The 12,468-nt window shown below is 59.8% G+C and carries 14 protein-coding genes; 5 read left to right on the top strand and 9 right to left on the bottom strand.

Annotated elements, in window-relative coordinates; genetic code table 11:
• The first annotated feature begins 77 nt into the window (after window positions 1-77).
• The 5 genes from rpsF to AC0V6T_RS05170 all read left to right on the top strand — a co-directional run bounded on the left by rpsF (window position 78) and on the right by AC0V6T_RS05170 (window position 4,845).
• Window positions 78-443 carry a 30S ribosomal protein S6 gene (gene rpsF / locus AC0V6T_RS05190; RefSeq protein WP_040464792.1) on the top strand — a complete coding sequence of 122 codons (366 nt, stop codon included), beginning with the start codon at window positions 78-80 and terminating at the stop codon, window positions 441-443.
• Window positions 443-667: a 30S ribosomal protein S18 gene (gene rpsR, locus AC0V6T_RS05185; protein ID WP_007164455.1), complete on the top strand. Its 225-nt coding sequence runs from the start codon at window positions 443-445 to the stop codon at window positions 665-667. Before rpsF ends, rpsR begins: the two co-directional genes overlap by 1 nt.
• A 12-nt stretch (window positions 668-679) precedes the next feature.
• Complete coding sequence (gene rplI, locus AC0V6T_RS05180; RefSeq protein WP_007164456.1) at window positions 680-1,354, top strand: 50S ribosomal protein L9; 675 nt, start codon at window positions 680-682, stop codon at window positions 1,352-1,354.
• Window positions 1,355-1,472: 118 nt separating this feature from the next.
• Complete coding sequence (locus AC0V6T_RS05175) at window positions 1,473-2,921, top strand: AMP nucleosidase (protein ID WP_486124908.1); 1,449 nt, start codon at window positions 1,473-1,475, stop codon at window positions 2,919-2,921.
• Between the two features lie 421 nt (window positions 2,922-3,342).
• Window positions 3,343-4,845 carry a methyl-accepting chemotaxis protein gene (locus AC0V6T_RS05170; RefSeq protein ID WP_486124906.1) on the top strand — a complete coding sequence of 501 codons (1,503 nt, stop codon included), beginning with the start codon at window positions 3,343-3,345 and terminating at the stop codon, window positions 4,843-4,845.
• Window positions 4,846-4,887: 42 nt separating this feature from the next.
• On the opposite strand, the gene AC0V6T_RS05165 is transcribed toward AC0V6T_RS05170, so the two are convergent.
• From AC0V6T_RS05165 to AC0V6T_RS05125, 9 genes are all read right to left on the bottom strand, one after another.
• Window positions 4,888-5,484, bottom strand: a complete 597-nt coding sequence (locus AC0V6T_RS05165; RefSeq protein ID WP_486124905.1) for a YbjN domain-containing protein — start codon at window positions 5,482-5,484, stop codon at window positions 4,888-4,890.
• Between the two features lie 23 nt (window positions 5,485-5,507).
• Window positions 5,508-6,413 carry a 30S ribosomal protein S6--L-glutamate ligase gene (rimK, locus tag AC0V6T_RS05160; protein ID WP_486124903.1) on the bottom strand — a complete coding sequence of 302 codons (906 nt, stop codon included), beginning with the start codon at window positions 6,411-6,413 and terminating at the stop codon, window positions 5,508-5,510.
• Between the two features lie 34 nt (window positions 6,414-6,447).
• Window positions 6,448-6,897, bottom strand: coding sequence for an ATP-dependent zinc protease family protein (locus tag AC0V6T_RS05155; protein ID WP_486124901.1), 450 nt, complete (start codon window positions 6,895-6,897; stop codon window positions 6,448-6,450).
• Window positions 6,894-7,907, bottom strand: a complete 1,014-nt coding sequence (locus AC0V6T_RS05150) for a YncE family protein (RefSeq protein ID WP_486124899.1) — start codon at window positions 7,905-7,907, stop codon at window positions 6,894-6,896. Before AC0V6T_RS05150 ends, AC0V6T_RS05155 begins: the two co-directional genes overlap by 4 nt.
• Complete coding sequence (locus tag AC0V6T_RS05145) at window positions 7,904-9,778, bottom strand: M2 family metallopeptidase (protein WP_486124897.1); 1,875 nt, start codon at window positions 9,776-9,778, stop codon at window positions 7,904-7,906. Before AC0V6T_RS05145 ends, AC0V6T_RS05150 begins: the two co-directional genes overlap by 4 nt.
• A gap of 78 nt (window positions 9,779-9,856) precedes the next feature.
• Window positions 9,857-10,378: a hypothetical protein gene (locus AC0V6T_RS05140; RefSeq protein WP_486124895.1), complete on the bottom strand. Its 522-nt coding sequence runs from the start codon at window positions 10,376-10,378 to the stop codon at window positions 9,857-9,859.
• A complete protein-coding gene (locus AC0V6T_RS05135; RefSeq protein WP_486124893.1) occupies window positions 10,375-11,130 on the bottom strand; it encodes an alpha/beta fold hydrolase in 756 nt (251 codons plus the stop codon). The genes AC0V6T_RS05140 and AC0V6T_RS05135 overlap by 4 nt, the downstream gene beginning before the upstream one ends.
• Window positions 11,123-11,836 carry a hypothetical protein gene (locus AC0V6T_RS05130; protein WP_486124891.1) on the bottom strand — a complete coding sequence of 238 codons (714 nt, stop codon included), beginning with the start codon at window positions 11,834-11,836 and terminating at the stop codon, window positions 11,123-11,125. Before AC0V6T_RS05130 ends, AC0V6T_RS05135 begins: the two co-directional genes overlap by 8 nt.
• Window positions 11,800-12,450 (bottom strand): DsbA family protein, encoded by a 651-nt coding sequence (locus tag AC0V6T_RS05125; RefSeq protein ID WP_486124889.1) that lies wholly within the window; start codon window positions 12,448-12,450, stop codon window positions 11,800-11,802. Before AC0V6T_RS05125 ends, AC0V6T_RS05130 begins: the two co-directional genes overlap by 37 nt.
• Window positions 12,451-12,468: the final 18 nt, after the last annotated feature.

Here is a 12,468-nt window from a genome sequence, read left to right as displayed (position 1 = left end):
GTGCTAAAGAAAGCCGGAGGGGCCCCGCAATGGTGCGGACAAGCCAGCGATCGGCATTGCAATTGAAGGAACGCGAGATGGCTCTTTACGAGCATATCTTCCTCGCGCGTCAGGACCTCTCGCAGGCCCAGGTTGACGCGCTGGCGGCCACGGCGACCGAAATCGTCGAAGCGAACGAAGGCAAGGTCACCAAGACCGAGACCTGGGGCCTCAAGTCCCTCGCCTACAAGATCGACCGCAACCGCAAGGCGCATTTCGTCATGCTCAACATCGACGCCCCCGGCTCGGTGGTTGAAGAGCTCGAGCGCCAGACCCGTATCAACGAAGACGTCATTCGCTACATGACCATCCGTGTCGAAGAGCACGAAGAAGGTCCCAGCGTGATGATGCGCAAGAACGAGCGCGACAAGAAGCGCCGTTCCGACCGTGAGGAGCGCGACTGATGGCCCGCCCGTTTTTCCGCCGCCGCAAGTCCTGCCCGTTCAGCGGCAAGGACGCCCCCAAGATCGATTACAAGGACGTGCGCCTGCTTCAGGGCTTCATGTCCGAGCGTGGCAAGATCGTACCTTCGCGCATCACCGCCGTTTCTGCAAAGAAGCAGCGTGAACTGGCCAAGGCCATCAAGCGCGCGCGTCACATCGGCCTACTGCCGTACATCGTGAAGTAAGGAGAAAGAGACATGGATATCATTCTCCTCGAACGTATCGAGAAGCTCGGCACGATTGGCGACGTCGTCACCGTCAAGGACGGCTATGCCCGCAACTTCCTTCTTCCGCAGAAGAAGGCCCTGCGCGCAAACGAAGCCAACAAGGCCGTGTTCGAAGCCAACCGTGAGCGTCTCGAAAAAGAGAACGCCGAGAAGCGTACCGAAGCTGAAAAGCTCGGCGAAAAGGTTGCAGGCGCAGAGGTTGTCCTCATTCGTGCCGCTTCCAACGCTGGCCAGCTTTACGGTTCGGTCAATGTTCGCGACATGGTTGCTGGCCTCAATGACAAGGGCCACGACATCGACAAGAAGCAGGTCATCATGGGCGCGCCCATCAAGACCATCGGCATGCACGACGTGACCGTCGCCCTCCACCCCGAGGTGCACGTGACCGTCAAGGCCAACGTCGCCCGCTCGGACGACGAAGCCGAACTGCAGTCGCAGGGTGTCGACGTTCTTGCACAGCTGTTCGAAGAAGAGCAGCGCGAGATCGAAGAAGCTGCTGCCGATACGCGCATCGACAATGCAGGCCTCGAACCGGGCGAAATCCCTGAGGAACTGTTCGAAGACGGTGTCGCCAAGCCGGAAGGCGTGAGCGAAACCGAAGCTTTGATCGAAGCAACGGATCACAAGAACGAAGACGAAGCCTAAGCGCTTTCTCTCTTCGAGCGAAAATTGGGCGCGAGGGTCAAACGACCTTCGCGCCCTTTTTGTAAAAGACCTGCAAAGGTCCTAAATTAAAGCCAAGAACAACAAAGAGGACAGCTGAATGACCCCAATCCCCACCATCCTGAAACAATTGCAGCAGCACTACAGCGACGCCGTCGCAACCCTTCGCGCGGACGTTATCGCGTTTGGCCAGAACGGCACCATCCCTCCGCAGCGAAAGCGCGAAGATGGAAGTTACGCATATCCCCAGCTGACATTGCATTATTCAGGAGTGGGCGATCCCCAGGATCGCAGCCGCGCCTTTGGCCGGTTGGAAATGCCCGGGACGTATACGACGACGATCACCCGGCCCGACCTGTTCGGCCCCTACCTTGCCGAGCAACTCGAACTGATCTCTGCCGAATATGAGATCGACGTCACGGTCAGCCGCTCGCGCCAGGAAATCCCGTTTCCCTATGTGCTCGACGGTGAAGCCGGTGCGGCGATGCAGGGCACTCCGCCCTATGAAATCGCGCAGTATTTCCCTTCGACCGATCTGTCGCTGATCGGAGACGAGCTGGCGGACGGCATCGAGTTCGACGACGATGCGGACATGCCGCTGTCGCTGTTCGATGGTCTGCGCACCGACTATTCGCTTGCCCGCCTCGCGCACTACACCGGCACCAAGGTCGAGGATTTTCAGGACTTTATCCTGTTCACCAATTACCATCGCTATGTCGATGAATTCGTGAACTGGGGGGCGCAGCAGATTTGCGAAAGCGAAGATGGCAGCGGCTACATGGCTCTCAAGGGTGCAGCTGGCCTCGACATCTCCGAATGCACTGACAACGCTCAAGAGCAGCTCAACGATACCGCCTGGCGCAAACACCAGATGCCTGCCTATCACCTCATTCGCGAGGACGGCAAAGGCATTACCCTCGTAAATATCGGCGTCGGCCCATCCAACGCCAAGACGATCTGCGATCACCTCGCCGTGCTGCGTCCGCATGCCTGGATGATGATCGGACACTGCGGCGGCGTGCGCTCTAGCCAGAAGATCGGCGACTTCGTGCTCGCTCACGCTTATCTGCGCGACGATCATGTGCTGGATCAGGTGCTTCCGCCCGAAATCCCGATCCCGCCGATTGCTGAGGTTCAGCTGGCGCTAGCAGGCGCGGCGGAAGCCGTCTCGGGCGTTCAGGGCGCGAACATCAAGGAGCGCATGCGCACCGGCACGGTCGTCACCACCGACGACCGCAACTGGGAGTTGCACTACGCGTCGAGCGCCAAGCGCTTCTCGCAAAGCCGCGCAATCGCGGTCGAGATGGAGAGCGCGACCATTGCCGCGCAGGGTTATCGCTTCCGCGTCCCTTACGGCACGCTTCTGTGCGTTTCGGACAAGCCGCTGCATGGTGAGATCAAGCTGCCCGGGCAGGCCAACAAGTTCTACGAGGAAGCGATTGCCGCTCACTTGCAGATAGGCCTCGAAGCCGCGGCGCGCCTGCGCGATGAAGGCGACCGCCTGCATAGCCGCAAGCTGCGCGCGTTTAACGAGCCGCCCTTCCGGTAAAAACGCTACCGGGCAATACTGAGCGGGCATTTACGTGGCGAACCGCAGATGGTGCGCTAACCAAAATTCGCGATGTACCCGGTATGCAATGTGCCCTTGAAATCGCGCCAAGACGATTTGTCCGGTCGATCGTCCTTGCGCTTCACGGACTGATTGCCACTTCGGGTGTCCTGCTCGTTGCCATCTTTCCGCGCAGTGGCCAGGCTGCGACGCTCATACCTCTGACCCCGGCAGCCCAGCAGGCGGTAGCGAAGATGATTTCGCAGCCCGACACACAAATTATGGCGCGTGGCCAATTCGAAGGATCGCTTGTCATTCGCGGCAAGCGAACGTCTTTCTTCAGCGCGCTCGCAAGTGACGGTGTGCTCATCGTGAATGTATCGGTGTCTGGCTGCGCAGGCGCCGCTTCAAGGGCGGTCCGGTGATTTCGGGCATCGATGACCTTCGCCGGCGTGGGATTTTCCTCGCAACGGCATTCGGATGGGCAGCGGCCCTCATTTTTCTTGCCTTGTCTTTCCACATGGGTGAGGCCGCTCTTGTCGCCGCCTCAGTAAGCGCCGTCGCCAATCTACTCCCAAGTTGGTACGTGGTGAAACGTCGCAACGATAGCGTCGCGCGCCTCGCAGTCGGGCTGATGGCTGCAATCCAGCCAGCGCTCCTTGTCTTCGCCATGCAGGGCTTCGTCTGGCAGATTGATTTCCACCTCTATTTCTTCGTAGCGCTTGCCTCCCTCACCCTGCTTTGTGACACGCGGCCGATAATTCTGGCGTGCCTGCTGATAATTGTACATCACGTGGTCCTGAGCATGTGGGCGTATACATGGGCCTTCCCGGACGAGACCAGGCTCTTGCGCGTCGAAATCCACGCCATCGCGGTCATTATGATCGGGTCGATCCTGTGCTGGATCAGTGTGTGCTTTCGCAAGCTGTTTGAAAACATCGAGGCAGCGCGCGGCGAGAGTGCAGAGCGCGCTGAAGAGTTGCGGTTTGCCAGCGAATCCCTCGAAGCGGCCCTTGATACGATTCAGGCCGAACAAGCGGCCAAACAGGCCGTTGAAGAGAAGGCAAAGGTTTCTCGGCGGGAGTCTCGCGAGAGCATCGCCGCCGACATCGAGCATTCGGTGAGCGCGGTCACTCATGCAGTCGCGGCTACGGCCACGGTACTCGCCAATTCCTCGCGCGAATTGCGCATCCTGTCCAAAGAAGCTGGGACTGAGGCCAAGCGCACCGCAGCGAATGCAGAAGCAGCCCGCAAGGCTTCCAACATGGTCGCAGCCGGTCTTTCGGAAATATCGATGTCGATCGCGAACATCGCGGTCAGCGCCGAACAACAGAACAGATTGACCAGCCAAGCCATCGAGCGAGCGCGCACAGTCGGCGAAGCAATCGAGCACCTGTCGGAGCAAAAACGCACAATTGGCGAAACCAATCGCCAAATCGCAAGGATCGCCGATCGCACCGATCTTCTTTCGCTGAACGCCTCGATCGAAGCGGCCTCGGCATCACAAAACGGGCGCGGCTTCTCGGTGGTGGCACAGGAGATTAAAGCACTCGCAAGGCAGGCAACTCTTGCTGCTGGCGACATCGAAACCTTCCTGAAAGGGGTGGGAGAAGGGACTGAGGAGGCCGAAAGTGGCTTCAGGGCGATCAGCGACGCGGTGGCAGAGCTTGCACAGGCTGCCGAATTGATCCGCGTCGATGTCGACAGCCAGCGGCAGGCTGCAGACACAATTTCACGCTTCGCTCGGGACGCAGCTCAGGAGGCGGATGCCCTTTTCGAGCGAAACAATGCGCTCGCCAAAAGGACTGATGCCGGACACAAACTGTCAGAAGAACTCGAAGACGCGGCGCAGGCGCTGGTCACAACCATTCGCGATCTCGAAGAATCGACAAACGGTTTCATTTCCAGCCTGAAAGCCGCCTGAAATCTTGGGTTTGAGTGCCAACGGGTGCTTTTTGAAAAACGCCTATTGAGTTTGTTCGAGTTCGATCAGCTCGCGGCTCAGAGTGGTGATGTTCTGCCCAAACACGACCATCTGCGCGAGCAGATTGCGATAGGTGATGCCGTTGGCCGCGTTGATGTAGGCCTGGAGAGCAACCATTCCCTGCGGATCGCGCATGACCTTTGCCGTCGGCTGGCGGTCGTTGAATGAATTGATGAACGCATCAAGTCGAGCAGCGTTGTTGACATTGACGTCGTTGAACAAGGCGATGACAACCAGTCCGACGCAGCCATTTTGGTCCTCACACGAACGCGGCACGGCGACAAAGTTGATCCCGCCCTCGGCGCTCGCGCGGTAGGTGGTCAGGCCTTCAGCAGACTGCTCCACGGTCCAGGTCGCGCGCAAATCCTGCATCAGCATCCGCATCAGCTGATCGTCAAAACGGCCGACCCAGTCGGGTCGCGCTGATTGCGCCTGTGTCTGGGCGGGAGCCTGCTGCGCTGCGGCTGGCGTTGAGGTTACAGCCAAGGCAAGGGCTGCAAGCGAAGTCGAAATGATCGAGCGAATAAGCATGCGCGAAGGGATAGCCAGTTTGCACGACGCCGCAAAGGGCCTGCTCATACTTCTTTGCAGGCTGTTCCGGATCAGCCACGCCCCTTGGTCTTGGTCGCGCCGACCTTCGCGTTCGCCTTCATGAAGTCGATGATCTGGCCCGCAACGTCCTTTCCAGTTGCGGTTTCGATGCCCTCGAGACCGGGCGAGGAATTAACCTCCATGATCACTGGTCCGTGGTTCGAACGCAGCATGTCGACGCCGCAGACATTCAGACCCATGTGCTTTGCTGCCCGAACGGCGGTCGAACGTTCTTCAGGCGTGATTTTGATAACCTCAGCACTTCCCCCGCGGTGAAGGTTGGAGCGGAAATCGTCTGCCGCGCCGGTGCGCTTCATTGCGGCGACGACCTTGCCGCCGACAACCAGCGCGCGAATGTCGGTGCCGCCCGCTTCCTTGATGAATTCCTGCACGAGGATGTTGACGTTCGCCCCGCGAAAAGCCTCGATCACCGACTTTGCGCTCGACATGGTTTCTGCAAGCACGACACCGATGCCTTGCGTACCTTCGAGCAGCTTAATAACCACCGGCGGCCCATTGACCGCCTTGATGATCTCTTCAGCCTGCTTAGGGTCGTTGGCGTAGGCGGTGAGAGGCAGACCAAGACCATACTTGGCGAGGATCTGCATGGAGCGCAGTTTGTCGCGGCTGCGTCCGATCGCAACGCTTTCGTTGAGCGGCCACACCCCAGCCATCTCGAATTGTCGCAACACCGCAAGGCCATAATTGGTGATCGATGCCCCGATACGCGGGATCACTGCGTCATAGCCTGCCAGCGTCTCACCATTATAGGTCAGCGTGGGCCGATGACTGGCGATGTTCACGGTGCAGCGCGTGGTGTTTAGAATATCGAGTTCATGACCCCGTTGCTCTGCTGCCTCTTTCAGACGTTTGTGTGAATAGAGATTCGGATTGCGAGCCAGCATGGCGATTTTCATAAAGGGGGTGTTCCTTGGAAAGGCGTGGGCGTGTCTAGTTATCAGGGCGTATGGGCGATTGCAGCCACGAATGTCCGCTATCGACTACGAAGCGTCGTCGCAGAGCCGTCCGCCCGATCAACATCGGAAACTTCATGTCCGAACGGTCAGCAAGACTGAATTCAGCGCGAAATTCGACATCCCCGATGCGCAACGGGGTCTTGATTACGAACCTGTACTGCGTCTCTCCATTCGAACTTGTTATGCCCCTCCTGTCAACCTGAACCGCCACGCCCTCGTGAGCGATATTGTCCCAGTCTACGGCAAAGCGCACGAAGGATTTACCGTCGCGCTCGAACTGCTCGAGCACACGGGCATGGAGCGATGACGTACGCGCGCCTGTGTCGATTTTCGCCGGGATGGCGGTAAGGCCGATATCGGGCAAATCGACCAATTCCCGCCACCCAACCGCGGGCAGCAGTTTGCGCGGCTTCTTCTGGCTCACGGCAGGATAGCGAGTCCGTCCCCGCCCTCACCGCCTGGCAGTCGCCTTAGGACTTCGCCGGTCGCGTAGTCGACCTCGGCCACCGTGTTGCTGGCGGTTTCGGCGACGTAGATACGTGTCCCATCGTCGGACCACAGGATAGTCACCTGAAAGCGCTGCTGTGCATTCGAAGCCTCGTCGACGGATATCTGCCGGGTAACCTCGGCCATCTCGAGATCGATCACCGACAAACCGCTGTCCATCAGATCGGAGGTGACCGCGACATCGCCCTGTGGGCGGATGGCGAGGCGTAGCGGAAACGCACCGGTCTCAACCGTGCTGCGAACTTCCATGCTCTCAGAATCGAGAGCGAAAGCCTGATTGGAGCCGCGCGCCGATACCCACAGCGTCTCGCCGTTGGGCGTCAGCGCGATGCCTTCGGGTTCCTCTCCTACCGTAACCGAAAGCGGTGCTCGGCGAGTAAGCAGGTCCACGCGCGTTACTGTTCGCGATCCAAGATCAGTGGTCCATGCGGTGCGCGCATCGGGAGCGACGACCAGCATGTGGCTGCCGCGCTTGCCGGTCGCGTACTCGAACACGTCGGGCATCTGGCTCAGTGGACTGCGGATCCAGAAGATCGACTGACGCCCCTCGGCGGTCGAGTAGATGTGCCCGTTTTCATGCCACACGATGCCGTGCGGGCGGGCGTTCTCGCCAAGCTCGACGCTGTGCGTGCGCTCAAGCGTGTCGGTATTGAAAATGTCGATCGTCGTCCCGCCATAGCAAGCGAGTGCGACATGCCGGCCATTGGGAGAGGTCGCCAGTTCGTGCGGGTTGGTGCAGCTGTCCCGGCGCAGAACCTCTTCACCGCTCGTAAGATCGACCTTGGTGATCGTGTTGCCGCGCTTTTGCGCAACGAACAGCGTGCCGGTCACATCGGATGCGACCGGCGCGCTCGCCTCCGGCTCCTGCGCCGAAGCACAGGAGGCCAAAAGCGGCGCTATTGCGGCAAAGGCGGCTGCGTATTTCACCAGCCTTCTTCCTGGCCCTCGTTCTGCTCTTCGAGCCACGCCATCAGCGGCGCGAAATACTCGACCATCGCGGTGCCGTTCATCTGACGCTCGCCGGTGAAGGCTTCGAGCGCTTCAGGCCACGGCTCGCTAGCGCCGAGTTCGAGCATGGCGTTGAGGTTTTTGCCCACTTCCTCATTGCCGTAGAAGGAGCAGCGGTGAAGCGGCCCTTCCCAACCGGCCTGATCGCAGGCGGCCTTGAAGAACTGGAACTGAAGGAGGCGCGCAAGGAAGTAGCGCGTGTAGCTGACATTGCCCGGCACGTGGTACTTCGCACCCGGATCGAAGCCATCGGCTGGGCGCTCGACCGGCGGGGTGATGCCCTGATATTCGAGGCGGATATCGTTCCAGGCCTTGTTGTAATCCTCAGGCGCGACACTGCCGTCAAACAGGCTCCAGCGATAGCGGTCGATCAGAAGGCCGAATGGCAGGAACGCCACCTTGTCCATCGCCTGACGCAGGAGAAGGCCAATATCCTTGTCAGCGCTCGGCACCTGTTCGGGTTCAAGCATGCCGATCTGGACCAGATATTCGGGCGTGATCGACAGCGCGATCATATCTCCGATCGCCTCGTGGAATCCGTCATTGGCACCGCCGAGGTGCATGAAGTCCTGCTGATTGTAGGCGCGCTGATAGTAGTTGTGGCCAAGCTCGTGGTGGATCGTAATGAAATCGTCCGCATTCTGCTTGATGCACATCTTGATCCGCAGATCGTCGACATTGTCGAGGTTCCACGCAGAAGCATGGCACACGACTTCGCGGTCAGCGGGCTTGGTGAACTGGCTGCGCTCCCAGAATGTCTGGGGCAGCGGCTCAAAACCCAATGAGGAGAAGAACTGCTCACCCACGCGGGTCATCTCAACCGCGTCGAGGTCCTTTTCGACGATCAGGTCGGTGAGATCATAGCCGATATCGCCAGCGCCCTCGGGTGCGACGAGCGGGTAGATGTTGCCCCATTCCTGCGCCCACATATTGCCGAGCAGGTCAGCGCGGATCGGGCCGGTCGCGGGCTGGACCTCGTCACCGTAATGCTCGTTCAATTTGCGGCGGACATAGGTGTGAAGTGCGACGTAGAGCGGCTTCACTTCCTGCCACATACGCTCGGTGTCGGCGGCGAATTCTTCCGGGCTCATGTCGTAGCCAGAGCGCCACATCGTGCCGAGATCGTCGAAACCAAGCTCGGCAGCACCTTCGTTGGCGAGGCTCACATATTGCGCGTAATCCTCGCGCATCGGGGCGCCGACGTTGTCGTGCCAGCTCGCCCACATTTCGGCGAGTTCCTCGGGCGTGCGATCAAGATTGCCCATTTCGGCCTCGATATCCGAGCCGCCGATTTCCTCGCCATTCAGAGTGCCTCGCCCCGCCCCGTAGGCTGCACGAAGACGGGTGGCGATGTCGGACAGTTCCTCAGCCGCGCCGTCGCGTGCCGGAGCTGGCAGACCGATCGAATAGCGCAGCATACCAAGCTTGCGCTCAACCTCGGGGTCCAGCCCTTCGACGGCGGCATACTTGGCCGCTTCGTTGGCAAAGCCGACGCTCATCGTGGTGAGCTGCGCGCCATATTGCGAGGCGAGCGCGTTGGAATCGGTGTTGATGTAGGTCGCATTGAGCCAAGACACGCGCGCATACGGCTCGGAGAAGGCACGCATCTCGTCCTCGACACTGGCGACGAACTGCGCCGCGCCTTCAGGCGTAAGCGGGAATTGCGTACCGGCATCCTGCATTTCGGCGCTGTCCTGATGCGCCTCTGCCAATGCAGGCACCGAGGTGGCGGCGAGCGACACGGCCAGCGCAGCCGCCGATGCCTTGAGCGAAAGTTTGGTGAATTTCATGGTGGAGTGACCCTCTTCTCTAGTCTTTTCCAGTCAATGTCCTCAGGCCAGCGTGATTGCGCGGCTTTGAGGCGATTATCAAGATGCTCTCGACGAAAGGCGTTCCGCCAAAAGCGCGCCGATTACGGCCAATGTCGCTGCTATAAAGGCGAACACCTTTACCGGGCGCAACGTGGCGGCGAATCCGGCCAGATCATCATCGCCTTGCAATTCCATCAGCTGGATGAACTGCGCGATGGTCTCGCCATAATCGGTGGCGAGAAACAGCACGCCCGCGACGAGGGCCGTGAGACCGAAGACCTTGAGAACGATCTGCGGGCGCGAGCGGTAATAGAACCCGGCAAGCACGCAGCCGATGCCGTAGATGCCGATGAAAACGAGATCGCCTGCCATCGCGATCCTTGCAAGATCCAAGACGCCGCCAGCAAGCCATTGCTGCTGTATCTCGTCCACCCGCGCCGCCGTGCCAGCAGCCTGGTGGTCGAGGATGCCGAGGGTGACTTCGCCCCCGGTAATCCCGCTTCCCAGCCAGATGACGATGCCGAACGCGACGAGGCCGCCGATCCACCAGAGCAGGAAGGCGCGCTTGGAAACGGTCATGCGGTCAGAAACTCCACCAGAGCCTCGCCAAGCTCGGGCTTGGTGACGGAATTGAGGTGGCTGCCGGGCACCTCATAATAAGTCGCGTTGGGAAGCAGCGCGGTCAGCTCTTCGGCAGAGCCATTGTCGTTGTCCTCGTCGCCGCAGATTACCCCTGTCGGCATGGTGATGCTCGCCAGACGCGCGAGGTCGAAATCCTCCATTGCATCGAGCAAGAGCCGCGCCGCAACCCGGTCGACCCCCTGCGACTTGAGGAAAGTGCGCGCCACATAGGCCGGATCACCCGGCTTGATCGTGTCAAACTCGTCGATCACCCTCTTGAAGTGCGCCGCACGCCGCTCCCATTCGGCCAGACCGGCCACGCCCATACCGCAGATCGCCAGCTTGCGCGGCTCCAGAATCCCGTGCGCAACCGCATGGATCGCGGTCCTCGCGCCAAGCGAAAAGCCGACAAGGTCGAACTCGCCCGGCTCCAGCGCCAGATGCTCCACGAGCGCCGCCGCATCGCGCACCAGCACGCCCTTAGGATAAGAGGCGGGATCATGCGGCGCGTCGCTGTCGCCGTGAACGCGGAAATCGAGCATGATCGCCTCAAACCCGGCATCGGCAAGCCGCGTGTGATGGCCCCACTTGGTCCAGTTCATGAAAGCGCTCGAGAACAGGCCATGCAAGAGCACCACGGGGCGTCCTTCACCCGCGCGGTGGACCGCGAGGCGCGTGCCGTCGAAGGATATGAAACTGTTCTCAGCCAAAGATCATGCTCTCTTCAGTGAATTCTGGACGACCAAATATTCGATATCGGCTCAGATGCGGCAGAAAAATGAGCTTGGCTGCGTATGGTGTTGACCAAACCGTTGCCGAAACACGCCCCCACCCTACGCCAAATGTTCGCGGTTCGGTCCCACGAAACCAACCGACAAGTCTTTGTTCAAACTGCGATAGCCCGAACGCCACAACAGTTGTTGACGTCTTCAGATTGGCAAGCGTCCAGCCGAGTAGGCCAAATCCGACATCGACAGCCCTATTGCGCTGATCGTCAGCAAGCTCGTGCCAGCTCGGGCTTCGGAAGGGGATTAACTGGAAACTGAGTATCTGGTCAGTTGGAATATCATCAAAGTGCCTAGACTTCATGGCTCGAATTTGAGTTTGCAGAGGAGTGGGTTGATCGTTTTCGCCCCACCTCTGATCGAAATAGGCGTTTGCGTGCTTATCGTCGTCTTCGAAAATCAGCCGTTTATCCGCACTCCAATCGTAGTCGCCCCGACCGCCACCGGGGTTGAGGCCAATTGTCACCAATCTCGGATTTCGACGACTGGACTGATTGCTGTAGATGTAAGACCAGCCCGATTTATGTTTTCCTCTTACATATTCCGCATCGATATGCGCGCGCACTTCCTGATCTGTCGCGTCCGGATGAATTATCACCGCTTCGTCAGACCCTTCTGCTCCATGCGCCACTTCGCCATCTCGACCCGGTCCTGGCCGAAGAACGGCTCCCCGTCGAAGACAAGCGTGGGCACGCCCCAATGACCTGCGGCTTCCAGCGCTTTCTGATTGTCGGCGATCTCGGCGTCGAGCGCTTCAGCGTCGCTCTCGGCCTCCGCGTCGATCTCGGCAAGGTCGAGGCCAGCGCGTTCAGATGCGCGCGCGAGGTGATCGCCTTCATTCCAGCCATCGACGCTGCCGTCCCATATGATCGGAGCGACTTCGGCGGCAAACTCCAATCCCTTGCCGCGTCGTGTAGCCGCCTGTCCAAGGCGGCAGAGACGGTGAATGTAAGGTTGTTCCTCAGCAATCTCGCGGGTCATCAAATTCTGCACCACCGGATCGGGCCTGGGCCAGCTGATCGGAATGCCCAGAAACTGCCCTGCGCGCATGCAATCCATCACGATGTAACGCGGCGCCGCAGGGTTGCCGGTGAACAGAATATCAGGATCGCGGATCGCAATGGGCCATACGGTGCGAAGCGTGATGTCCAGATCGTATTCGCGCGCCATATCGCGGTACCGGCCCACGGCGAGGTAGGAATAAGGCGAGCGGAAGCTGAAGAACAGATCGGCTGATAATGTCATGACGCGAGCCTAGCGCGC

This window comes from Erythrobacter sp. S158, assembly GCF_057364915.1.
This window is presented reverse-complemented; position numbering and strand designations above follow the sequence as displayed.